We start from the raw sequence: 23,825 nt of genomic DNA, 5'->3' as shown, positions 1-23,825 counted from the left end.
TGCTAGAAATTAACGGTTGCTCCCAATATAAAGTTGATGCCTGCCTGCGGATAAAACCCCGCTCCTTCAACTGTGGTATTATCATCATCAAAGGTGAAAAAAAAGCCATTTGAAACAATGTCCTCATCAAAAATATTATTGACCAAGCCCGAAAGTGCAATACTCTTTATAAAAGAGTTGGTTTCAATAACATACTGCACATTAAAATCTGTTTGCGAATAGCTCTCCAAAACTGAAGTATTAGAATCGATATTGCCCATATATTGTTTCCCTACAAATTTTGAAAGCAAGGATAACTGGATGTTATCGTTTGGCAGAAACGAAAGAATGTTACCTGCTACTACGTTAGGTGAAAAAGCAATATTTGTATTTCCCAAATCCTGAAGCGCTCCATCTCTTTGAAAAAGAAAATCGATATTTCTATTATCACTTAATGCAACATTTGGTCGCAATGCAAACTTATTTCCTAATTTGATGTTTGCATCTATCTCCAATCCCAATCGATAGCTATCTCCGACATTGGCACGCAGTGGCGCACCTACATCATTCAACTCTCCTGTAAGGACCAATTGATTCTTATAACGCATATAATAGATGTTGGTGTTCAACTGAAAATCTGGTGAAATATACCGCCATCCCAACTCAAAATCATTCAATCGTTCTGGTTTGGGGTTCCCATTCTCATAATCATTTCTATTGGGTTCCCTGTTGGCAACGGCATAAGAAAAATAGAAATTGTTGCTTGGGTTAAGATTAAAAGTAATCCCGGCCTTTGGGTTGAAAAAGTTGAAAGTGTCATCTACCAATCCTGTATCTTCTCCATTCGCTTCATAACTTACTCCTCTATACTGCAGATCGCCAAAAATGGACCATTTGTCATCTAGTTTATAGTTCGCCTTTATATAACTATTAAAGTCGGTTTTAGTAGAATTATCATCGTAATAGCGATTCCTAATATTGCTATTGCTCGCAAAACGTGCCCAGATAACCTCCCCGAAATGGTCCCCTTTATACACATTATAGCCTCCGCCTATAATTAAATCTAAATTTTCCTTTTTATGATTTAAAGACAGAACTGTTCCATAAAAATCATTATCCAACCACCTTCTTCTAATCAAATCCGTTGTATTTACCGCTTGTCCATTAACCGTTATAGGCTCAAAACCATAGGTTGCAAAATCATCATCTTCTCTAAATTGCTCAAAATAACCCCTTCCCCTTGTATAATGGAACGCAATATTAGAACTCCATCCAAGACCAATACTTTCATTCCAATGCAATTGAAAATGATCTTGCTTGTAGTTGTCCACTTCTTTATCGTAAAACTGAGTATTGCCATTCTCGTCCGTATATGCTCCGGCCGGGTTAAAAGTTCTATTGGTTCTTAACGTTTCCGCATCAATACCAAACCAAGACTGATAGGTAATCTCATGACCACCAAAAAGCAATGCTTTTACCAAAGTATTATCATCTTTATAGGTCCCCTGTAAAAAATATGCATCCAGTTCCGAGCTTGCCCTATCTATATATCCGTCAGAAGTAATTCTTGATAGTCTTCCTGAAATTTCAACATGGTCGTTAAGCAGGCCAGTGCTAAATTTTAGATTATTCCTGAGAGTATTAAAGCTTCCTATAGATGAAGATACTCTGCCGTAAGCTTCTTCTGTAAAGGCATCCGTCAATAAATTTAGGCTTGCGCCAAAAGCTCCAGCACCGTTCGTAGAAGTACCAACTCCACGTTGCAATTGAAGGCTTTCAGTTGATGACGCAAAATCAGGCATATTGACCCAAAAAGTTCCCTGTGATTCGGCATCGTTATAAGGAACACCGTTGATAGTCACATTTACCCTTGTTGCATCGCTACCTCTAACACGGATGCCCGTGTAACCAACTCCCGCTCCGGCATCTGATGTTGTAACCACCGCAGGTAAAAAATTCATCAAAATTGGGATGTCTTGCCCTAAGTTTCTAGGAGCAATTTCTTCTTTGTCCAAATTGGAAAAAGTAATGGGAAACTCTTTTGTTACCCTAATCGCTTGAACCAACACTTCGTCCAGGACAATTTTTTTACCTTCTAAAGAATCTTTTGGTTTTTCTTGTGCACTGCCACTGAGTGCCAGCCCGGAAAGGGCCATAGTTGTGAATAAAGTTTTCATTCGTAAAAATGTTACGAATAAAAGGGGCCATTATCCTTGTTAAAAATTGATTTTTGTTTCAAAAGAAACATCGAAATTCCAAGATGCGCTATGCGCATTCCCTTGGCAGCATTACCCGCCCAGGTTCATTGGGTATAATCTCAGCCTTATTTAAAAAGCACCCCTTTGAGATAGCGCAAATGTAATCCCCAAAATCCTTATTTCATAGAAAAAAAGCGTGTTAATTAACTTTTTCCAGCAATCTTTCCTAAGTGCCCATTCGTATGTATAGGAAGAACACTTTTTATGTACCCCACATCTAAACGAAGATTTACCTTTAAAATAATTGCGAGCTATTTGGTTTTAGGCCTATTGGCATTCTTGGCTTCAGTTTTTATTTATTCAGAATTCAAAGATTATACTGCTTCTGAAAATAAGCAGGAGGACAACATGAAGTTGTTAAAGACAAATTCGCTGCTTACCGATATTTATGAAGCAGAAAACCTATCAAAACTGGCCTTGCAGCGCAAGAAAAAGAGTAATCTAAGAGCATATGCGCTAAAGGTGGACACCATATTCAACTCCATTGACAGCCTAAAGCTTTTGGCCACAAATGATAACCAGGTTGTTAAATTGGACAGCGTCCAAACCTTGTTGCAACAAAAAGTCTATAATAATGCCGAATTGCGAAAACTAAAGGTAGAAAATGAAGCGAGTGCTCCAATTGACTCCTTACTGAAAAAATTCAATAAAATAGAAGTCGATTTAGGGCGGATTACCCCTGAAACCTTTGTTCCCAATTTTGAACAGCTTCCACTAGAAACCAAGCAATCCATTAGGGAATATGTGGCTATTCTTAACAGGAATATTCCAAAAAATAACAGTGAAGGCACATCCACAGCAGATATAGATTCCGTGCTACAACTGTCCAAATCCATTTTAGAGCAGGCCAAAGTAAAAAACGCCAAAATAGAGCGCTCCATGATTGAAAAAGAGCTTCAGATTTATAAGGCGGACCTAGAACTCTCCCAAAAGCTAAGAAGTATCATTGTCGCTATTGAGCAGGAGGTCATTATGGGTACCTATATGGATAATTTAAACAAACAAAAGGTTATAAAAACAAGTCTTCAGTGGACCATAACCGCACTGGTATTGGGTTTTCTTTTAGTCTGTCTTTTTACTTTTTTAATCACACGGGATTTTTGGAGGATACAGCAATATCGGCAACAATTGGAAAAAGAAAAAGCGTACTCAGAATCCCTTTTAAAAAGCAGGGAGCAACTAATTTCTACGGTTAGCCATGATCTAAGAACACCTTTGAATACTATCAGCGGATACACGGAATTAATGGAACATAGCCATTTAAACAGTAAACAGCATCAATATTTGAAAAATGTAAAATCCGCTTCAAAATACGTTGATGATTTGGTCAATGACCTTTTGGATTTTTCAAAGTTGGAGGCAGGAAAAATCCAAATAGAAAAAGTTCCCTATGTACTTTCCCATTTAATTGTGGAAACAGCTTCCAATTTTCAAGAAATCTATCATAAAAAAGCCATTGAACTTAAATTGGAAATTGCCGAAGAATTGGGAATTCCAATTATTGGAGATCCATTTAGGGTACGGCAAATACTAACCAACCTCCTTGGCAATGCCTTTAAATTTACCCATAATGGGTTTGTGAAGGTAAAAGCTATTACCAAAGAAATTGCTGGTGAACCATTTATTGATATTATGGTTATTGATACGGGTATTGGTATTGAACAAGAAAAACAAGAACTCATATTTAAAGAGTTTACACAAGCAGGAGATTCCATCGAAAAAAAATATGGAGGTTATGGCTTAGGCTTGACCATTTCTAAAAAATTGACACAATTACTGGAGGGTACTTTACATTTAGATAGCAAAGAAAATGAGGGAAGTACTTTTACGCTTTCGCTTCCCCTAGAGTTTTCGAGTACAGAAATTCCTATTCAGAAGCCCGTGAAAAGTAACTATGAAAGTCATCATCTGTCACTACTTATATTTGACGATGATGAAACATTGTTGGGCCTATTAACAGAAGTATGCCAAATGCACGCAATCCCTACTAGAACCTTTTCAAATTTTGAGGATTTTAATGGTATGGATGACTTTCAATATGATGTTGTTTTAACCGATATACAGATGCCTAAAGTAGATGGATTTGAGGTTGTTGAAAAATTGAAAAGTGGAAATTACAGACACTATAAAAATCAACCTATAATTGCTATGACAGGCCAAAGAGATTTGGACAAAAGATTTTATACTAATGCAGGGTTTGCCGAAGTACTACAAAAGCCTTTTTCTCGTATGATTTTGTTAGATGCAGTTGGTAGCGTTCTAAATTCTTCTAAACCTTATAGTTTTGGAAATCCATTGCAGAACATCACACAAAAATCAAATTCTGAATTGTTCAGTGTGGAAACAATCGCTTCCTTTTTAGATAGTTCTCAAGGAGTATATGAGGTTTTGGATAGTTTTCTGGAAAACACAGCTAATAATATGAATTTGCTTTCTATAGCTATTGAAAATAGAAATTATAGTGAAATAAAGTCCATTTCGCATAAAATGCTTCCGATGTTCCGACAATTAAAAGTGGATATCGCAATACCGACACTTGAGAAATTTGAGCATATTTCTGATGATTCCAAGCATAAGAAAAACCTTCAGGATTTTGAAAAACTAAAACTCTCTATTTCAAATTTAGAAGAAGCGATAAGTACTTTTTTAACTACACTTCCAATTGATATTGATTGATCTTGTTATAAAGGGTTTTCCTTGTTATCTGTAAAAGCTTGGCGGCCTTACTCTTGTTAAAGTTGGTCTGCTTCAAAGCGCTGAGAATTTTTTCTTTCTCATAATTGGATTTGGAAAACTTGGCCTCTGATGACACCTCGGAAGACTTACCCAATGTTTTGGGGACTGAGCTTGACATTATTACATCTCCCTCTGAAAATAGTACAGCTCGCTTTATTACATTTTTTAATTCCCTAAGATTCCCTGGCCATGAATACTTTTGAAACGTTTGCTTCACCTCATCTGAAAAGCTCAATACATTCTTACCGAGTTCTTCGTTTGCTCTGTCTAAAAAATAATTGGCAAAAATTAATAAATCTTCGCCCCGTTCTTGTAAAGAAGGTATCTCAATGGAAAACTCATTTAATCTATGGTATAAGTCTTCCCTAAAAGTTCCTTTGCCCACAGCTTCCAATAAATCTTCATTTGTGGCAGTGATTATTCGTATATCAACAGTAATTTCTTTTGTACTGCCAATGCGCTTAATTTTTCGTTCTTGAAGTGCCCTAAGCAGTTGCACTTGATTTTCATAAGAAAGATTTCCAATCTCATCCAAAAAAAGTGTGCCTCCATTTGCGGCCTCAAAATGACCCATTTTATCTTCAACGGCTCCGGTAAAACTTCCTTTTAAGTGCCCAAAGAATTCGCTTGTTGCTATCTCCTTTGGTATTGCACCGCAATCCACCGCCACAAAATTTTGATTGTTTCGCTTACTCTTATCATGAATAGCTTTAGCCGTTACCTCTTTTCCTGTTCCACTCTCCCCAGTTATTAAAACCGACATATTGGTAGGCGCAACCAAATCTATATATTGCAATAGCTTTCTGGAAACCTCACTGGTTCCAGCTATAATGCTTGATTTCTTTTTGTTGGTGGACGCTACTTTTTCATTTTTAGAATCCGAACGCTCTACTTTTTTCTGCGTCTCGGTATTTAGTGCATTCTTAATCACCGCTAGGATATTTTCAGGAGTAAAGGGTTTTGAAATATAGTCGAATGCTCCTTTTTTTATTGCACTTACCGCAGTCTTTACCTCGGCATAGCCAGTCATTAGTATAACTTGGGTTTTAGGAGAATCAGTCTTTATTGATGAAAGTAGCGTAACGCCGTCCCCTTCAGGCAATCTTACATCTGATAGTATTACATCAAAAAAAGAGGTCCTTAATTCCTCTTTGGCCTCTTGAATGGTAAAACTTGTGGAAATGTCAAAATGATGCTTGGTCAAAAACTTTTGAAGCATTTGACAGAAAGCGGTATCATCCTCAATGATTAAGATTTTGGGCATATCTCAGTATCTAATATACGATACTGAACTAGGATGGGACTTCATGTGCATTGTAAAATTATCATAAAAAGGAGAGGCCCGCCAATGCAGACCTCTCCTTAACCAAACTAACCTAACACGATTAATCAAATTTGTATTAAATCTCTATCCAATTCCCTTCGGAATCTGCATATAAAGTGCCAGAAGTACCATCTTCTAAGGATAGCTCCAATTTAAATTGGCCAGCTTCATTTTTATATGCTTTATTCACGGTAGCAGTTGGGTAATCTTTGGCAACAGCAGCAGCAACAGCTTCTGGAAGGTCAGAAACGCTAATTTCTTGAAAATCCTGTGTTGTACTTACTACTGTAGTTTCATCCGCTTGTAGTTCAGCAGTTTCTTCTTGGGCGATAGCTGTTAAACCAACAAAAGATAAAACAGTTGCAAAAATCAATTTTCTCATGATATATTTTATTTTAAAAATTAAACTTGACTATCTATATGAAAATCTAGTGCCAGTATTCAAAATAGTGTAGAAATCAATTTAGTTTATTGATAATCAATTTGTTAAAAATCAATGTAAATATGTGTTGATGTGTAATTATGTGTAAGAAGTAGGGTTTTATGTATATTTTTTATACAAAAAAAGGCTGCCTAAGCAGCCTTTTCAATATTGCCAATATCCTAAAACCCATTCTATGAGATAAGATTTAAAACGATATTGGCGGAAATGGACAACGCACGGTTAGTGTTCGCATAGCATCATCCAAATTATTTTTGTTTTCTCTCCCTATACTGACGATTCAAATAGGGTACCACCAAAAAAACTGATATGATAAATGATAGTACACTAAGAATTAATAGAACTATATAGAGCATATTTTTAGTTTCTACTTATTAAGACACTGCTTTACTATTTTGGTCACAAAAAAAGGTCGCACTACGTGCGACCTTTCAACCAAATCAACCAACCAAAAATAATCTAAGCGGCCGTGCTTAGATATTTCATATATCGTTTTATCACTTCCTTCTATTAATAAGACACCTGATTTATCATTTGGTCACATACAAACAAAAAAGTCCGTTCACAGATAGTTGTAAACGGACTTTCTATTAAATTTTTATGTATTTATCCCTGGTGCGTTGGCTTTAAAAGGTCATTAACGGTTTTTACAGGATTGAATGTCGCCAAAGGAACTTCAACAAAAATAGTATTCCAAAAAGCCATGGCACCGTTCCATAATCCAGGAAGTTCGAGTGCTTTCAGTTCTTTTCCTTCTTTTGTTTTGCCTGTAATAAAGCCTTGATTTTTATCTACAAAGTCCAAGAGGTTATATTTTTCTCCTTTATAATTGCGTATACCGCAAATTAAATCGACTGGGTTAAAATGGGTAGCATTTTTTAGAATAGCTGCCTGTTGGTTATCTGACATATCTACTTGAGCCGATTCTATGATTTGTAGGGAGACATTTCCATCACTATCACTGATCCAAAATGGGCCTCCACCAGGTTCTCCTTCATTTTTTACCATGCCACATACTCGAATTGGGCGACTTATTTTATCTTTTAGTAGAGAATGTCGATTTTCTATTTCTAGATTATTGAAGTTTTTATGGAAACGGACATTGAGTTCTTTTTCCAAGAAAGTTTTTATCTCTTCGGCTTGTTCAGAAGAAATAATTCCGTCATCCAGTGCTTTTGCATATTCAAAAGCTTTCAATTGAACTTTTCTGAGCACACCTGCCAACATTTTTTTGCTATCGGCGACCGTTTTTAAATTCTCATCAATGACCACATTATCAATATTTTTGATGAAAATCACATCTGCGTCCTGATCATTTAAATTTTCAATCAGTGCCCCATGTCCTCCAGGTCTAAAAAGAATTGTGCCATCACTATTTTTAAAAGGCTTGTTCTCCATATCCACTGCGATAGTATCTGTGGATGGTTTTTGGTTGGAATACGAGATGCTAAATTCTGTATCCGTGCTTTTAGAAATTTTTGGACTTACTGCTGCATCTTCGTTTTTGAACATTTCATCGTGCTGTTCGGATATGGTAAAATGAAGGTTGGCATTTCCATCTGTTTTAGCATACAAGGCTGCCTCTTTTAAATGCTCTTCAAAAGGTGTAGCAATTCCAGAACTGTTCTTATGAAAAGGCAGCAATCCCTTTGGGTAAAAGCCATAGTTTAAGCCATCTTCCATCAGCATTTCCTTCACAAAAAGGTAGACTTCTTCATCTTTGTTTGAAGCTTTTCCTGCAATCCTATCCATAATCAATTGGTAAAACGGGAACTTCTCCATTTGTTCAGCAAACCTTTTAACAGCAGTATCTCCAGTCTTTTCTATGTAGGATGCAAGGGATTCTTCTGATGCGTCATAAACATCTAAAAAGTTGAACATGGCTTTGAACATTCTTGATGCAGCTCCGGAGGCGGGTACAAATTTTAATAACTCCAACCCTCCTCTGGAATCTTCAAAATATTGTATGATTTCATTTTGTTCTTGCTCAGAAAATCTCAAAATTCCATCTGAAACCACCGCAGCTTTTACCAACTTAACGAATGGAATTCCCACTTTAAATGTTTCTATTTGGGTGGCTACTTTTTTTTTGGAAATACCTTTTTTCTGAAGTTGTTCTAGGTCACTCTGACTTAAGTCAATCATATTTTAAAAGAAGTTTATCTATATGGTGAATTGCTGTTTGGAGCCTTGTCTTTTTATCTCCTTTCAAGATAACGAAATTCCGATTATATTTCTCCAAGGTCGCTTGGAAATATGCAAACATCTTTTCTCTTTCATTAGGCTTGTCCCTAAGGTCGTCAGCCTCCCAAGGAGTGTCTATATAGGTCAAAAAGTACAGGTCATAAGTGTTCTTTAAGGCATATTTTTCCAAAACTGGGTCGCAATGACCAATGTAATACGCTTCTGAATATACTTTGGTTTCCAACAAATCGGTATCACAAATGAGCACATCCGTAGCCTTTTTGGTCAGCTCGTTTTCCAACCTAATCTGACCTTCAGCAATGGGTAATAAATCCTGCGGCTCACAGGTTTTTCGTTCATTGTTCCACTTGTTCTGCAAATATTCACGTGCGTATTCTGGTACCCAAACCGTATTGTATTGTCTTGCCAATTGTTCGGAGAGGGTAGTTTTGCCGGTGGATTCCGGACCAAAAAGAACTACTTTAACAAGGGTTGAGGGCTCTTGCCCAAACTTTTCTTCCATAAAAAATAGGCCTGTATTGCCAAAACAGTAAAAATAAGATATTGTAATGATAACATTCCCCAACCTCTATAGGCATAAAGAGGGACTGTAATGATATCAGCTATAATCCAAAGTGTCCAATTTTCAATTTTCTTTTTGGCCATATACCACATTCCGGTAAAGAACAATCCAGATGTGAAGATGTCTATATAGTTAGAAGTCTCTATTTGGATACCTGATGTTTTGTATACCGCATATGTAATAATCATAGTCAATAAAAACAAACCAAAACCTATTAGTTTTTCGTTGCTATTGGTTCTTGAAATTTTGACAACTTTTTCGTTGTCCTTTTTTCTTGCCCAGTTCCACCAACCATAAACACTCATTATGGAAAAGTAAAAATTCATCATCATGTCTCCATAGAGGTCGTCCTTAAACAATAGGTACACTGCAATTATGGTTGCAATGAGCCCAGAGGGATACACAAGAATATTTTCTTGCTTTGCATACCAGACACTTAGAATTCCGGTAATAAAAACGATAGCCTCTAAGGCTATTACATAGGTTTCTTTATTTCGATAAGTGTCAAGAAAAAAATCAAAAATGTGGTTCATACCCGCTTCTATCAGATTTCACCATCTTCATACTCAAAACAACATGATCTAGGTTTTCAAAAGTTTCTTTTATTTCCTTCTGAAGCAACTCCATCACCTTATCGTATTCCCCATACACTTGGGTACTTAGCGGATTTTCTAATACAGTAAGTTCTGATGCCCGCAAATTTTTGATGAAATCTATAATTGGAGGTTCAAAATTATCTTGAAGTGGAGTCAATGTAAGTTCTACAGATATATTCATGGGATATGCAAAATTTTAGAGGCAAAGCTAGTGAAAAACAAGTTCTCAGCTCCCCATTAACTTGAGGGCATAAGCACATGTAAACCCTTCAAATTCCAAAAATTCCACATCATACTGAGACTTCTTTCCTTTATACAAAATCTCTGCAACCGTTCTTCGGTCATCAAAGGCAAAATCCATCACATTTATATGACGTAAAAAGCTGAGCCCTTGTTGTGCGTAAATTTTATAAAGCGATTCCTTTGCCCCCCAAACCATGGTCAATTTTCTAATTATTGCATCTGTATTGGCCAAAGTTCTATACTCCTGTATTGGTGTAAACTTATGAGCAATTCGAAGAATTTTGTCTCGTTGCATTTCAATATCGATACCAACCTCATCGGTTTCGCTTACAATAATTCCAGTAAAATTATGGGAATGGGTTATGGAAATATGATTCCCATCCTTTAAATGTGGCTTTCCCCAATCATCATAATACAAATCACTGTCCTCATATCCAGCTTTGGCCATAAGATGTCGGATACTTAAAAAAGCACGTCTATGTGCTTCTGACTTCATGCCATCCATACGATTTTGGCAATGGGAAGTAAGTTCAATTCCTCTGGACAGTTCATGCTCAGGTTCAGTAACCTTCCACATATAAACTGAGGTCGTTGGCGAAACTGTTATGGTTTTGTAAATGGGCACGATTAAAAGTTAAGTAATTTGTACCTTTGCTGACTATTCTAACGAAGCTACAAAAGTAAATTAAGAAAAAGATATGAGTACTAAAACAATTCCTTATGTACCCTTCAAGGTGAAAGATATTTCCTTAGCAGACTGGGGAAGAAAAGAAATTGAGCTTGCAGAGGCAGAAATGCCCGGCCTTATGGCTTTGCGAGAGGAATACAAGGATGAACAGCCACTTAAAGGCACTAGAATCGCCGGCTGTTTGCACATGACTATCCAAACTGCGGTTTTGATTGAAACTTTAGTTGAGCTAGGTGCGGACGTTACGTGGAGCTCTTGTAATATTTTCTCTACACAAGACCACGCAGCCGCTGCAATTGCTGCTGCTGGAATCCCTGTTTATGCATGGAAAGGAATGAATGAAGAAGAATTTGATTGGTGTATTGAACAAACTTTGTTCTTTGGTGAAGATAGACAACCATTGAACATGATTTTAGATGATGGCGGAGATTTAACCAATATGGTCTTAGATCAATATCCAGAGCTAGCAGCAGGCATCAAAGGGCTTTCTGAGGAAACTACTACAGGTGTTCACCGCTTGTATGAAAGAGTTAAAAATGGCACCCTTCCAATGCCAGCTATTAATGTGAACGACTCTGTTACCAAATCTAAGTTTGATAACAAGTATGGTTGTAAAGAAAGTGCAGTGGATGCCATTCGGCGTGCTACAGATACCATGTTAGCAGGTAAAAAAGTTGTAGTTGCTGGTTATGGTGATGTCGGAAAAGGAACTGCTGCTTCTTTTAGAGGTGCTGGTGCCATTGTAACTGTTACCGAAATTGACCCCATTTGTGCGCTTCAAGCATGCATGGATGGTTATGAAGTAAAGCGATTGGAAACTGTTATTGGAAAAGCCGATGTGGTTATCACTACAACAGGAAACAAAGATATTATCCGTGAAGAACATTTCCGTGCATTAAAGGACAAGGCAATTGTTTGTAACATTGGACATTTTGACAATGAAATAGACATGGCTTGGTTGAATGGAACATACGGTAATACCAAAGATGAAATAAAACCACAGGTAGACAAATATACCGTTGAAGGTAAAGACATTATTATTTTGGCTGAAGGCCGATTAGTGAACTTAGGTTGTGCAACTGGGCATCCAAGTTTTGTGATGAGCAACTCTTTTACCAATCAAACCTTGGCGCAAATTGAGCTATGGAAGAATAGCGACAAATACGAAAATGATGTATACATGCTTCCAAAACATTTGGATGAAAAAGTGGCAAAACTTCACTTGTCCCGTTTAGGTGCTGAACTTACCGAGCTTAAACCTGATCAAGCCGAATACATTGGCGTTACTGTTGAAGGACCCTATAAGCCTGAGTATTACAGATACTAAATTTTCGGGTAATAAAATTAAGATTCAAACCCCTTGCACTAGTGTAAGGGGTTTTTTATTTCTTCCATTCTATGTCAGTAGCTTTTTTTAGCTTTAGAGCGCTAAATATTTTCTTTTGACCGAGAATACAGAATCGGATAATTTTTTTTTAAAAGAAGAGCTTTCCAAAATTGAAAGCTACATATCGTATCGAGATAAATTGAATGTCAAAATATCCAAGGTTGATGTGGCCTGGCATTTGGACCATATTTTAAAGACCATCAATAAGATATATGAAACATTGGAAACTTCTAATCCAGAAGCCTTTAAACCCAACTTCAATCTTTCAAGAACCTTTGTATATGCGTACGGGGATTTTCCTCGGGGATTTGCCAAATCACCCCGAATAGTACTTCCCCCGGATGTAATCTTGACCGAAAGTCTTTATTCCCAAATTAAGGAAGCCAAGGAAAGTATAAGAAAGATTCAAGATTTACATCCCAAAGCTCACTTTGAACACCCATATTTTAGTATCATTGATAAAAAACAAAGCATTCGGTTCTTAACAATACATACCCGTCACCATTTAAAAATTATAAAGGATATTTTAAAAAATAAGTAAAAGGATATTCCTCTTAAAAGCCATCAAAAAATGAAAAACAATTGGTATGCCATACAAAATATTGAAACGGTAGATTCACCATCCATTGCAGTGTACATACAGCATTTGGATTATAATATTAAAGAGATGATTTCTTTGGTCAATGGCGAAACTAATAGATTGATGCCTCATGTAAAAACCAATAAAATGCCCAAAGTGTTAAAATTGCTGTTAGATTCTGGGATTACCAATTTTAAGGCTTCTACTATTTCAGAAGCAGAAATTGCCGCCGAAGCTGGGGGCCATTCTGTTTTAATTGCGCATCAGCTGGTTGGGCCAAAGGTAGACCGGTTTTTTGCATTGGCTGAGCATTTTCCGTCTGCCAATTTCTCTACCATTATAGACACCATAGGGATTGCCAAACTATTGAATGAAAAAGCACTAAATCTAGGAGTTCGTGCCAATATTTACATTGATATTAACAATGGCATGAATCGTTCAGGAATTAAAACAGACCCTGGTCTTGATGAACTTTTGGCATTTATCCCCGAATGCAAAGGACTACGATTTAAAGGGTTGCATGTATATGACGGACACTTAAGGGACGCTAATTTTACTGTTCGAAATGAAAAAATAGAAACTGGGCTGGAAGATGTGACCGCCTATTTCAATAAGTTAAAAAAAGTATATCCGTCAGCGCAAATGATATGCGGTGGAACCCCATCATTTACAACTCACCTCTTACAAGAAAACCGAATCACTAGTCCTGGAACCTGTGTTTTATGGGATTGGGGATATGGTGAAAAGTTGACAGAACAAAACTTTAGATATGCTGCCTTATTAGTAACGAGAATTATCTCAAAACCTACTGAGGGCATTGTTACCTTGGACTTGGGCCATAAATCTGTAGCGCCAGAAAATCCCATTGACAAACGAGTTAAATTCCTAAATATTAATAACTACGAGCTACTTTCTCAAAGCGAGGAACATGGTGTTCTCAAGGTAGATAATTGGAATGATTTAAAAGTTGGCGATGTGTTTTATGGTATTCCCTACCATGTTTGTCCCACAATAAATTTGCATGATGAGGTATCTGTAATTGAATATGGAGTAAAAATGGACACTTGGGAAATTCCCGCAAGAAAAAGAAGGTTAAGGTTCTAAATTGATGTTTCTTAAGTTTTACGAATGAAAAAACCCTCACTTTTCGGAGAGGGTTTTAAAACTTTTATTATTTGAAATGCATTTATGCTTCAAATGGCTCAATGGAAACGTATGATTTTCCACCAGCTTTCTTTTCAAATTTTACAAGACCATCAACTCTGGCATGCAATGTATGATCTTTACCAGCATAAACATTATCACCAGGATTGTGTTTTGTACCACGTTGTCTAACAATGATGTTACCAGCAACAGCGGCTTGTCCACCAAAAATCTTAACTCCTAATCGTTTTGATTCTGATTCTCTACCGTTTTTTGAACTACCTACACCTTTCTTATGTGCCATGATATATAATTTTTAGTTCTTATCTATTTGTTTAAAGCTTCTATTAAATCAGCTTTTTTCATGGAAGAAATACCAGCAATACCTTTTGCCTTTGCCATTTCTTTCAATTCGGCAACTGTTTTTGCGCTCAAATCTTCAGCCGCCTTTTTTGGTGCAGCTTTCTTTGGAGCTTCCTTCTTAGGAGCCTCAGTTTTAGCCGCTACAGCTTTTTTAGGTTCGGCAGCTGGTTTTTCAGCTTTGGCTTTTGCAGGAGCTGCTTTCTTAGCGCCTTTAGCAACAATACCTTCAACAATAATTTCTGTTAAAGACTGTCTGTGTCCGTTTTTTACACGGTATCCTTTACGTCTTTTCTTTTTAAAGACAATTACTTTATCTCCTTTAAGGTGTTTTACCACTTTGGCTTCAACAGCCGCACCTTCTATGACTGGGGCGCCAACAGTAACGTTACCTCCATCATCCAAAAGAAGAACTTTATCAAAAGTTACTTTTTTACCTTCTTCTGTTTGTAAACGGTGAACGTACACTTTTTGGTCTTTTGCAACTTTAAATTGCTGCCCTGCCATCTCTACAATTGCGTACATAATGCGTTAATTAGATTAATTTACTTGCGCTTTATCAAAATTAGCGGGTGCAAATATACTGCTAAATCCTTAATTCACAAGTATTATTCAACCATTTGAAACATTATTTTTTAAGATTATTGGACGTTTTAAAGAGCTGCATAAAAGATAACGTTAAAACTAAAGTAGTTGCAAACCCCATTATGGACACGGTAAAGAAAACTATTCCTTCAAAATTGGCATAGTCCTTAGCCCATACCTCAGAAAGTTCATTCAAAAAACTAGCATTCAATTCTGTGGAGTACAGCGCAAAGAAAATCGTGAACACCAAGGTTGCTACAAACCCTGTTGTGATTCCTGCCATAAAGCCTTTGCCATATGAAAAATCCTTTCCCAGTCTCAACTTGGTGTACTTAATGGTTTCATATATTCCAAAACCCGTTATAACTCCATTAAATAGACTATAAAAAACGTTAGTATGTTTTCCTAAAAGGGACAAGATTAAAAAATACGCCATCAAACAAGCACTTGTAACAAGTCCAAAACGAATAGGGAGGGTTAGATTTTTCATCTCATTAAATTTTTGGGTGGATGTTTAATTTACTGAATGTTGTTGAATTATACCACAAATTCTTGTTAAAGACTTACTTCCTATTTCAATTATCTTGCGAATTTTGTTCTATATTTAGTGTAACGTCAATCAAAAAATCGATACTAATCCTATTTATTACACAAATACAAAATTCACTATCATGAAAAGACAGCTACTATCTGTACTTTTCGTACTTGTAGCAGGAAACTTTATTGCGGCGCAGGAAGTTACCTTTGAAGAGTATGATCTGGACAACGGACTCCATGTAATTTTACACCAAGACAACACCGCCCCAGTGGTTACCACTGCCGTTATGTATCATGTGGGCTCTAAAGATGAAGATCCAAGTAAAACAGGGTTTGCCCATTTTTTTGAACACTTGTTGTTCGAGGGAACAAAGAACATTGAGCGAGGAGAATGGGACAAAATAGTCTCCTCAAATGGAGGAAGTGGCAACGCCAACACTTTTCTAGACCGGACATATTATTATGAGACATTCCCATCCAATAGTCTGGAAACAGGGCTTTGGCTAGAATCGGAAAGATTAATGCACCCCATAATTGGTCAAGTTGGTGTAGACACTCAAAAAGAAGTGGTTCAAGAAGAAAGAAGACTTAGAGTGGATAACTCCCCATACGGTGCTTTCTTTGATGAACTTCTGAAAAACTTATACACCAAACACCCATACAGATGGGGCGTAATTGGTTCTCTAGATCATCTTGCCAGTGCAACTTTGGATGACTTCAAGAATTTTAATAAGATTTATTATGTGCCAAATAACGCTGTTCTGGTTATAGCAGGAGATTTTGATACGGAAAAAACCAAAAAGATGGTTTCTGACTATTTTGGGCCTATCCCCAGGGGAGCAGAGATAAAAAGAAATATTGTTGTTGAAGAGCCCATCACAACAACGATAAAGGCAAAGTATCATGACCCCAATATTCAAATTCCGGCAATTTTATTGGCCTACAGGACTCCAGGTCAAGCTGAAAGGGACGCCTATGTCATCAATATGATTTCTACCTATTTAAGTGATGGTGAAAGTTCCAAATTGTATAAAAAGTTGGTTGATGAGAAAAAAATAGCACTTCAAATATTTTCTGTGCCAATTGATGCTGAAGATTATAGTTCTTATGTTGTAGGTGGTTTGCCTGTAGGTGAAAATTCCATCCAGGACATTAAGAATGAAATTGATGCAGAAATCTTAAAAGTACAATCTGAATTAATCTCGGAAAAAGACTATCAGAAACTACAAAACAAGTTTGAAAACAAGTTTGTGAACGCTAACAGTAGTATAGCTGGAATTGCCAATTCCCTGGCAGACAATTACATGCTACGCGACAATACCAACCTAATCAACACAGAGATTGAAATTTATCGCTCCATTACCCGAGAGGAAATTATGGAAGTTGCCAAAAAATATCTGAAGATTAACCAAAGGGTAGAATTAGAATATTTGCCAGAACAAAAAGAAGCCAATTAAGATGAAGAAGTATATAATTTTTTCTTTGCTGTCCCTTTTCATGGCAGTATCGCAAGCACAAATAGATCGAAGTAAACAACCAAAACCAGGGCCTGCTCCAGAAATTAATTTGCAGGAACCACAGCGTTTTGAGCTTAACAATGGCCTCAAAGTTATGGTCGTTGAAAACCATAAACTACCAAGGGTCTCCATGCAACTCACCATTGATAATCCTCCAATTTTACAAGGAGGTAAAGCTGGGGTTTCAGATTTGACTTCGAGTCTTATGGGTAAAGGGTCCAAATCCATTCCAAAAGATGATTTTTATGAAGAAGTCGACTTTTTGGGCGCTTCCATAAGTATAGGAGATCAAAGTGCATCTGCAAGCTGTCTTTCCAAATACTTCCCTAGAATTTTGGAGCTTATGACCGATGCAGCTTTAAATCCAAATTTTACGCAAGAAGAATTCGATAAAGAAAAAGACAAGATTATTACCGGAATAAAATCCGAAGAAAAGGATGTTTCCGCCATTGCAACAAGAGTTCAATTGGCATTGGCATATGGTAAAAATCACCCTTACGGGGAAATTACTTCAGAAGAAACGGTGAACAATGTTACCCTTGCGGATGTAGAGAAACATTACAGAGATTATTTTGTTCCTGCCAATGCATATTTGGTGATTATCGGAGATGTAGATTTTGAAAATGCAAAGGAACTTGTTACCACGCATTTTACACCATGGTCAAAAGCGGCTCCACCATCATTTAGTTACACAAAACCAACGGATGCACAGTACACACAAATCAATTTTGTGGATGTTCCCAACTCCGTTCAATCCGAGGTAGCCGTGCAAAACATTACTGAGCTGAAAATGAAAGATGAGGATTATCTAAATGCACTTTTAGCCAATAGAATATTAGGGGGCGGTTCTCAAGCTAGATTATTTAAAAATCTAAGGGAAGATAAGGGGTATACCTACGGATCCTACTCAGGAATTAGGGACAATAAATACAGCCCAATGCGCTTTAATGCCTATGCACAAGTAAGAAATATGGTTACCGATAGTTCCGTGGTTCAAATTCTTGGTGAAATAGATAGGATCGTCAATGAGCCTGTTACCGAAGAAGAACTTACCAATGCCAAAGCCAAATATGCAGGGAATTTTGTTATGGCTTTGGAAAAACCAGAAACCATTGCAAATTATGCATTAAACATAGAGACTGAAGATTTATCCAAAGACTTCTACAAAACCTATTTGGAGCGTATTGAAGCTGTAACGATTGCTGATGTACAGAAGGCAGCCCAAAAGTACTTTTCCACCACCAACGCAAGGGTGGTTGTAACAGGTAAAGGAAGTGAGGTATTGGAAAATCTTGAAAAAGTTAGTTTCAATAACAAGAAGGTTCCCGTATTGTTTTATGATAAACATGCAAACAAAACGGAAAAACCCAATTATGAAGCTGCCATTCCAGAAGGCACGACCGTTGAAGCTATTTTAGAAAAGTATATGGAAGCTATTGGCGGTAAGGCAAAGCTGGAAGGTGTAGAATCTTACGCTATGCTGGCAGAAGCCGAAATGCAAGGGATGAAGCTCGAGTTGGAAATGAAAAAAACCACACGAGAACAATTTATGCAAGATGTGAAAGTGATGGGGAATTCCATGCAGAAACAAGTTTTAGATGGTAACAAAGGATATATGGTGGCCCAAGGTCAACGAAAAGACCTCACTCCCGAGGAAATTGAAAGGGTAAAGGAAGAATCCGCAGCATTTCCAGAACTGAACTACCTTGCTGCTGGGAATATTACTTTGGAAGGAGTTGAGTCCGTTGGCGATAAAAAAGCATATAAGCTTAAAATTACCGATAAAAAAGCTGCTTTCTATGATGTGGAAACAGGGCTTAAACTGCAAGAAACAAATTTAGAAGAAGTACAGGAACAGCAAATGACCAATACGCTGATTTATGATGACTATCAAGAAGTTTCTGGAATCAAATTTCCTTTTAAACTTATCCAGAATATGGGGCCACAAAGTTTTGAATTTGTGGTTAAGGAAATTAAGGTCAATGAGGGAGTAAGTGCTTCAGATTTTGAATAACTAAATAACACAGCATAAAACTAAAAAGACGCTCTTTTCGAGCGTCTTTTTTTATATCCCGTTTTAATATTCATTAATTTTACCACTCAAACGAAAAGCCTGGTGAAACAGCTCGCTGCTTATGGTTTTATATTGCTGTATCTACTGGCAATGGTTCGTCCCATTGCGCCAGTAATGGAGTACGTCATCTATGAAGACTATATAGCGGAATTTCTTTGTATCAATAAAGACAAAGTGGAACTGCAATGTAATGGTAAGTGTTACTTAATGCAAAGGCTTTCTGAACAGAATGATGAGAAGAAACAAAACCTTCCAAAAATAGCTCTGGAAGAGTACCCAATAGGTTTTGTTGAATTGCTGTCTTTTGATTCCAAAGAATCATTTATTCTTCAAAATCAAAATGATTTTGGTTATCAAAACACCTACTCTTATTTACACATCACTTCCAGTTTTCATCCACCAAGCGCTCTTTCCTAGTATACGTTTACATTTTATTCCAAGGTGATACAATATTCATTATGAAATAGTCACCTAAAACTTCAATAATAAACCGATGAAAAAATATATATCGGCCATTTTAATGATGGCTACAATTGCATTTTATGCACAAGAAATTAATGACAATTCAACAACAAAATGGTCGGCAGGTAGACCAGATGGACACGCTCCAATTTCAATAACGGGAGATCATATGCATGGCAAAGGTCAATGGATGTTCTCTTACAGATACATGTATATGAACATGGATGAGCTAAAACAAGGAAGTAATGATGCCCCTTTTGATGATGCTTTGGAAGACTATATGATTACTCCAACAAGTATGCCCATGAACATGCATATGTTGGGCAGCATGTTTGCGCCAAGTGATAAAATTACGCTAATGCTTATGTTCAACTATCTATCCATGGAAATGGACCACATAACTCGTATGGGGGGGACCTTTACAACAGAATCTAGCGGATTCGGCGATATTCAGCTTGCAGCCTTGTTTAAATTCTTTAATAAGAATCAACAAACGCTTCATGGGCAGGTCGGATTCTCAATCCCAACAGGTAGTGTTACCGAAAGCGATGTGACGCCAGCTTCAACTCCAGATGAAACGGAATTACCCTATCCTATGCAGGTGGGCAGTGGCACATTTGATCCGAACTTGGCGCTGACCTATTTAGGTCAAAAGGAATCAATCTCATGGGGAAGTCAGTTGAAAGGTGTTTTTCGTTTTGGAGAAAATGACAGGGATTACCGTTATGGCAATCGGTATAGCCTAAACAACTGGTTCGCTGTAAAAGCCGCTAATTGGATAAGCCTATCGGCTAGATTGGAAGGCCTTATTGTTAGCGAAATTGAAGGTGCTGACCCCAATCTAAATCCTATGATGGTAATTACCGCCGACACCAACAACTCGGGTGGTACATATGTAAATTCAGGGATTGGTATAAACACCTATATTTCAAAAGGAGCGCTTAAAAACCTAAGGTTTGGATTTGAATTTGGATATCCACTTTACCAAGATTTGAATGGTATCCAGCTAAAAACAAAAGAAACGCTAACTTTTGGAACCCAATACTCTTTCTAACAATTAACTCCTGGGGCGCTATGCGCCCCAGGTTATTTAAAATTATGACTAAAAGAAAAATCATACAGCTTAATAGAAAATGGCATCGCTATTTGGGTGTTGTCCTCGGCGTTCAATTTTTATTCTGGACTTTAGGAGGGCTCTACTTTAGTTGGACAAATATTGACGAAATAAGGGGAACACATCTAAAAAATAAACAACCATTACTTTCTGCCTCCAATGCATTTGTATCGCCTTCAGTATTTATGAGACACTTGGATAAGCAAGATAGTATCAGCGCTATAGAAATGGTCTCTGTTTTACAAAAACCAATGTATAGGGTAATCGTTCAAAAAGGGCAGGGTAAATCAGTATTCCTTTTTGATGCCAAAAGTGGTGTACTGGAAGAACCTTTAAATAAAGAAGAGAGCATTGTAGTTGCCAGAGAAAAACTAATCGTTTCTGCACCTGTGGAAGCTGTTGAATATCTTAATGAAAGTGGAAAGCATCATGAATACCGAGGAAGGCCATTGCCCGCTTACGCCATTACTTTTGGAGCGCCAGCGAACACCACGGCATATGTTTCTACGGAATATGGGAATGTACAAACATTTAGAAGTAACGAATGGCGGGTTTTTGACTTCTTTTGGATGTTGCATACCATGGACTACGAAGGAAGAGACAATTTTAACAATATACTGCTAAGAGCTTTTTCCATATTTGGACTTTTTACCATTCTATCTGGATTTAGTTTGTATATTTTTACATCACGAATTTTTAATAGAAAAACATCAAAATGAAAAAATACGCACTATCAATATTTCTTGTTTTATTTCTTTTGAGCGCATGTAAGCAAGAAAAGAAAACCCCTGAAGGACCATCTCAAATGGAGCAAGTGATGGCCATACATGATGAAGTAATGCCTAAAATGGGAACATTGGGCAAACTTGTTGGTAAACTCAAAAGCAAGGTGGACACTACAGAAACAGGCGTTCAGTATGAAGCTGCAATGAAAGACCTACAAGAGGCAAACAAGGCCATGATGGATTGGATGATGGCGTTCGGCAACCGCTTTGATTCTGATGAGATTTTAGATGGAAAGGAACTTACAGAAGAAAAACAAAAATGGTTGGATGAGGAAGAGACCAAAGTAAAAGCGCTTAAAGAGCAAATCAATAGCAGTATAGAAAAAGCGGAGGCTTTATTGGGCAAGGAGTAGTGCTATTTGCTCCATCTTAATGTTTCCATAATCCTTCTAATGTCGTTTTGTAAATATACAGCCGCTGGAAGAATGGAATCATAATTAGGCTTTGCATAAAAATAAAGGGATCCCGTTACAAAGTGACTCGTACTATCTGTTACATAAAATTGTGACTGGGATGCTGCATTACCACTTACTTCGTAAAACATTCCATAGACATCATCTTGCTCATTTACAAAAGGCTGCTCTACAATATTATCTGCCTTTACCGCATGTTCGTAGGATAGTTTTTGAGCATCTGTAAGCAAGGTTTCTAGGTTGTTTTTTACGGGTTTATATGTAATATATATGGAACCTCTCATCATGGGATAATCCAATACCAAAGCACAGTTCTTGTTCTCTTTTATGGCTGACAACGTATTTAACTCAAAAGTATATGCACAATCAGCTTCTAACTGTTGGTACTTTGCTGTAGGATAGTCCAGCCGTAACAAAGCACTAGGCTTTGGCAAAACTTCATCCTTACAGCTGATGAAAAAAACCAGTATTACAACATATACTATTCCTTTATGATTCATGTGGTAAGGTAACTTTTATTCGTTTTAATCGCTTCTTGTCCAAGCTTTCTACAATGAATTGATATGCTTTAAAAAGGACTTTTTCTCCTCGTTTTGGAAAACTCCCTGAAATTTCCAACACAAAACCTGCAATAGTTTCTGACTCTCCTTTTTGTCCTTCAAATGCTTCTTCATCTTCAATTTTGACCACACGATAAAAATCTTTCAATGTGGTTTTCCCATCAAAAACATAGTTATAATCATCCAACTTAGAGAAAACCAAGTCTTCATCATCAAATTCATCACTAATATCCCCAACAATCTCCTCAATAATATCTTCCAAGGTCACTATTCCCGAAGTTCCTCCATATTCATCCACAACTACAGCCAAATGATTCTTTTTATCTTGGAATTCTAACAGCAAATCGTCCAATTTTTTGTTTTCTGGAACAAAATAAGGTTCACGAATCAATGACATCCAATTGAAGCTTTTTCTATCAATAAAAGGTAAAAGATCCTTCACATATAGAACGCCCAAAACGTTGTCCATGTTTTCTGAAAAGACAGGGATACGGGAATAACCATTCTTTTTTATTTCTTCAATGACCTCTGGAAATTTCATTTCCTCATTCAATGCAAAAATATCAATACGTGGTCTCATCACCTGTTTGGTATCCGTATTCCCAAAGGATACAATTCCTTCCAATATTTTTTGCTCTTCTTTTGTGGTATCCCCTTCCGAAGCTAGTTCCAGCGCCTGGGATAAATGATCTACGCTTAAGCTTGATTTTTCTTTTCCCAATTTTTCCTGTAAAAAAACTGTGGCCGAGCTCATTGGCGAGCTTAAGGGCGTAAATAGACTATTTAAAAGTTTTAAAGGAATTGACATGAAATACGAAAACTGGATCTTGTTCCGGTTAGCATAGATTTTCGGCAATATCTCGCCAAACATTAAGATTAAAAACGTTGCTACCACAACTTCTAAAAGAAAACGCACAGAAATTACACCAAACAAGGTTTGGTTTATCTGGGAAAATATAACATCGCCAATAGAACTGAACAACAGAACAATTCCTATGTTAATGGCATTGTTGGTAATTAAAATCGTGGCCAAGAGCTTTTTTGGCCTTTTTAGTAATTGGACTATTAGTTTGCCTTTGGAGCTGTCCGCTTCTTCCAATTCATTCAAATCCGTTTGGGAGAGTCCAAACAATGCTACCTCGGCACCAGAAATTAGGGCAGAACACGCCAAAAGAAGTAAAAGCACAATCACCTTTATTGTAAAGATGGTATTAAAGGTGGTTAGGAAAAACGCCAAACAATGGGGTTCAGGGTCCAAATTTGTATTGCTTTATC

The 23,825-nt window shown here is 37.1% G+C and carries 23 protein-coding genes; 10 read left to right on the top strand and 13 right to left on the bottom strand.

Annotated elements, in window-relative coordinates; translation table 11 throughout:
* Positions 1 to 2 precede the first annotated feature (2 nt).
* Positions 3 to 2,156 carry a TonB-dependent receptor gene (locus FVB32_RS06990; RefSeq protein ID WP_147742539.1) on the bottom strand — a complete coding sequence of 718 codons (2,154 nt, stop codon included), beginning with the start codon at positions 2,154 to 2,156 and terminating at the stop codon, positions 3 to 5.
* Positions 2,157 to 2,441: 285 nt separating this feature from the next.
* Between FVB32_RS06990 and FVB32_RS06985 the strand changes: the two genes are divergently transcribed.
* Entirely contained in the window at positions 2,442 to 4,913 is a 2,472-nt protein-coding gene (locus FVB32_RS06985; protein ID WP_147742537.1) for a hybrid sensor histidine kinase/response regulator, read from the top strand.
* Here the strand turns inward: FVB32_RS06985 and FVB32_RS06980 are convergent.
* The 7 genes from FVB32_RS06980 to FVB32_RS06950 form a co-directional block, all read right to left on the bottom strand.
* A complete protein-coding gene (locus FVB32_RS06980) occupies positions 4,888 to 6,237 on the bottom strand; it encodes a sigma-54-dependent transcriptional regulator (RefSeq protein WP_147742535.1) in 1,350 nt (449 codons plus the stop codon). The genes FVB32_RS06985 and FVB32_RS06980 overlap by 26 nt on opposite strands.
* Before the next feature lie 136 nt (positions 6,238 to 6,373).
* A complete protein-coding gene (locus FVB32_RS06975; RefSeq protein ID WP_147742533.1) occupies positions 6,374 to 6,679 on the bottom strand; it encodes a hypothetical protein in 306 nt (101 codons plus the stop codon).
* A gap of 666 nt (positions 6,680 to 7,345) precedes the next feature.
* Positions 7,346 to 8,884 carry a DUF4301 family protein gene (locus tag FVB32_RS06970; protein WP_147742531.1) on the bottom strand — a complete coding sequence of 513 codons (1,539 nt, stop codon included), beginning with the start codon at positions 8,882 to 8,884 and terminating at the stop codon, positions 7,346 to 7,348.
* The gene (locus FVB32_RS06965) at positions 8,877 to 9,446 is read right to left on the bottom strand and encodes an AAA family ATPase (protein WP_147742529.1); all 570 of its coding nucleotides are present in this window, start codon (positions 9,444 to 9,446) and stop codon (positions 8,877 to 8,879) included. Before FVB32_RS06965 ends, FVB32_RS06970 begins: the two co-directional genes overlap by 8 nt.
* Positions 9,401 to 10,039, bottom strand: a complete 639-nt coding sequence (pnuC, locus tag FVB32_RS06960) for a nicotinamide riboside transporter PnuC (RefSeq protein WP_147742527.1) — start codon at positions 10,037 to 10,039, stop codon at positions 9,401 to 9,403. The genes FVB32_RS06965 and pnuC overlap by 46 nt, the downstream gene beginning before the upstream one ends.
* Positions 10,023 to 10,283 (bottom strand): thiamine-binding protein, encoded by a 261-nt coding sequence (locus FVB32_RS06955; RefSeq protein ID WP_147742525.1) that lies wholly within the window; start codon positions 10,281 to 10,283, stop codon positions 10,023 to 10,025. Before FVB32_RS06955 ends, pnuC begins: the two co-directional genes overlap by 17 nt.
* A gap of 45 nt (positions 10,284 to 10,328) precedes the next feature.
* The gene (locus FVB32_RS06950) at positions 10,329 to 10,970 is read right to left on the bottom strand and encodes a 4'-phosphopantetheinyl transferase family protein (RefSeq protein ID WP_147742523.1); all 642 of its coding nucleotides are present in this window, start codon (positions 10,968 to 10,970) and stop codon (positions 10,329 to 10,331) included.
* Positions 10,971 to 11,043: 73 nt separating this feature from the next.
* Here FVB32_RS06950 and ahcY point away from each other — a divergent pair, with 73 nt between their 5' ends.
* The 3 genes from ahcY (at position 11,044) to FVB32_RS06935 (ending at position 14,104) form a co-directional block, all read left to right on the top strand.
* Positions 11,044 to 12,360 carry an adenosylhomocysteinase gene (gene ahcY, locus FVB32_RS06945; RefSeq protein ID WP_147742521.1) on the top strand — a complete coding sequence of 439 codons (1,317 nt, stop codon included), beginning with the start codon at positions 11,044 to 11,046 and terminating at the stop codon, positions 12,358 to 12,360.
* Between the two features lie 115 nt (positions 12,361 to 12,475).
* Positions 12,476 to 12,961, top strand: a complete 486-nt coding sequence (locus FVB32_RS06940; RefSeq protein ID WP_147742519.1) for a DinB family protein — start codon at positions 12,476 to 12,478, stop codon at positions 12,959 to 12,961.
* A gap of 30 nt (positions 12,962 to 12,991) precedes the next feature.
* Positions 12,992 to 14,104, top strand: a complete 1,113-nt coding sequence (locus FVB32_RS06935) for a D-TA family PLP-dependent enzyme (RefSeq protein ID WP_147742517.1) — start codon at positions 12,992 to 12,994, stop codon at positions 14,102 to 14,104.
* Positions 14,105 to 14,186: 82 nt separating this feature from the next.
* On the opposite strand, the gene rpmA is transcribed toward FVB32_RS06935, so the two are convergent.
* From rpmA to FVB32_RS06920, 3 genes are all read right to left on the bottom strand, one after another.
* On the bottom strand, positions 14,187 to 14,447 hold the full coding sequence (gene rpmA, locus FVB32_RS06930) for a 50S ribosomal protein L27 (RefSeq protein ID WP_147742515.1): 261 nt from the start codon (positions 14,445 to 14,447) through the stop codon (positions 14,187 to 14,189).
* A gap of 23 nt (positions 14,448 to 14,470) precedes the next feature.
* Positions 14,471 to 15,028 (bottom strand): 50S ribosomal protein L21, encoded by a 558-nt coding sequence (gene rplU / locus FVB32_RS06925; protein ID WP_147742513.1) that lies wholly within the window; start codon positions 15,026 to 15,028, stop codon positions 14,471 to 14,473.
* Positions 15,029 to 15,131: 103 nt separating this feature from the next.
* The gene (locus tag FVB32_RS06920; RefSeq protein ID WP_147742511.1) at positions 15,132 to 15,578 is read right to left on the bottom strand and encodes a DUF4199 domain-containing protein; all 447 of its coding nucleotides are present in this window, start codon (positions 15,576 to 15,578) and stop codon (positions 15,132 to 15,134) included.
* A gap of 181 nt (positions 15,579 to 15,759) precedes the next feature.
* On the opposite strand from FVB32_RS06920, the gene FVB32_RS06915 reads away from it, so the two are divergent.
* The 6 genes from FVB32_RS06915 to FVB32_RS06890 all read left to right on the top strand — a co-directional run bounded on the left by FVB32_RS06915 (position 15,760) and on the right by FVB32_RS06890 (position 21,930).
* Positions 15,760 to 17,082: a M16 family metallopeptidase gene (locus FVB32_RS06915; RefSeq protein WP_147742509.1), complete on the top strand. Its 1,323-nt coding sequence runs from the start codon at positions 15,760 to 15,762 to the stop codon at positions 17,080 to 17,082.
* Between the two features lies 1 nt (position 17,083).
* On the top strand, positions 17,084 to 19,156 hold the full coding sequence (locus tag FVB32_RS06910; RefSeq protein WP_147742507.1) for a M16 family metallopeptidase: 2,073 nt from the start codon (positions 17,084 to 17,086) through the stop codon (positions 19,154 to 19,156).
* Between the two features lie 102 nt (positions 19,157 to 19,258).
* Entirely contained in the window at positions 19,259 to 19,633 is a 375-nt protein-coding gene (locus FVB32_RS06905; RefSeq protein ID WP_246139840.1) for a hypothetical protein, read from the top strand.
* Positions 19,634 to 19,709: 76 nt separating this feature from the next.
* Positions 19,710 to 20,732: a transporter gene (locus tag FVB32_RS06900; protein WP_147742505.1), complete on the top strand. Its 1,023-nt coding sequence runs from the start codon at positions 19,710 to 19,712 to the stop codon at positions 20,730 to 20,732.
* A 20-nt stretch (positions 20,733 to 20,752) separates the two neighbouring features.
* The gene (locus tag FVB32_RS06895; protein WP_147742503.1) at positions 20,753 to 21,511 is read left to right on the top strand and encodes a PepSY domain-containing protein; all 759 of its coding nucleotides are present in this window, start codon (positions 20,753 to 20,755) and stop codon (positions 21,509 to 21,511) included.
* Positions 21,508 to 21,930 carry a hypothetical protein gene (locus tag FVB32_RS06890; RefSeq protein ID WP_147742500.1) on the top strand — a complete coding sequence of 141 codons (423 nt, stop codon included), beginning with the start codon at positions 21,508 to 21,510 and terminating at the stop codon, positions 21,928 to 21,930. The genes FVB32_RS06895 and FVB32_RS06890 overlap by 4 nt, the downstream gene beginning before the upstream one ends.
* A gap of 2 nt (positions 21,931 to 21,932) precedes the next feature.
* On the opposite strand, the gene gldD is transcribed toward FVB32_RS06890, so the two are convergent.
* Together gldD and FVB32_RS06880 are read right to left on the bottom strand one after the other, a co-directional pair.
* Positions 21,933 to 22,490 carry a gliding motility lipoprotein GldD gene (gene gldD / locus FVB32_RS06885; RefSeq protein WP_147742498.1) on the bottom strand — a complete coding sequence of 186 codons (558 nt, stop codon included), beginning with the start codon at positions 22,488 to 22,490 and terminating at the stop codon, positions 21,933 to 21,935.
* Positions 22,480 to 23,787, bottom strand: a complete 1,308-nt coding sequence (locus FVB32_RS06880) for a gliding motility-associated protein GldE (protein WP_394348882.1) — start codon at positions 23,785 to 23,787, stop codon at positions 22,480 to 22,482. Before FVB32_RS06880 ends, gldD begins: the two co-directional genes overlap by 11 nt.
* Positions 23,788 to 23,825: the final 38 nt, after the last annotated feature.

This window comes from Flagellimonas hymeniacidonis (genome assembly GCF_008040165.1).
GTDB classification, from domain to species: Bacteria; Bacteroidota; Bacteroidia; order Flavobacteriales; family Flavobacteriaceae; genus Flagellimonas; species Flagellimonas hymeniacidonis.
The sequence above is the reverse complement of the archived record's forward strand: the minus strand, read 5'-3'. Positions and strand labels throughout refer to the sequence as shown.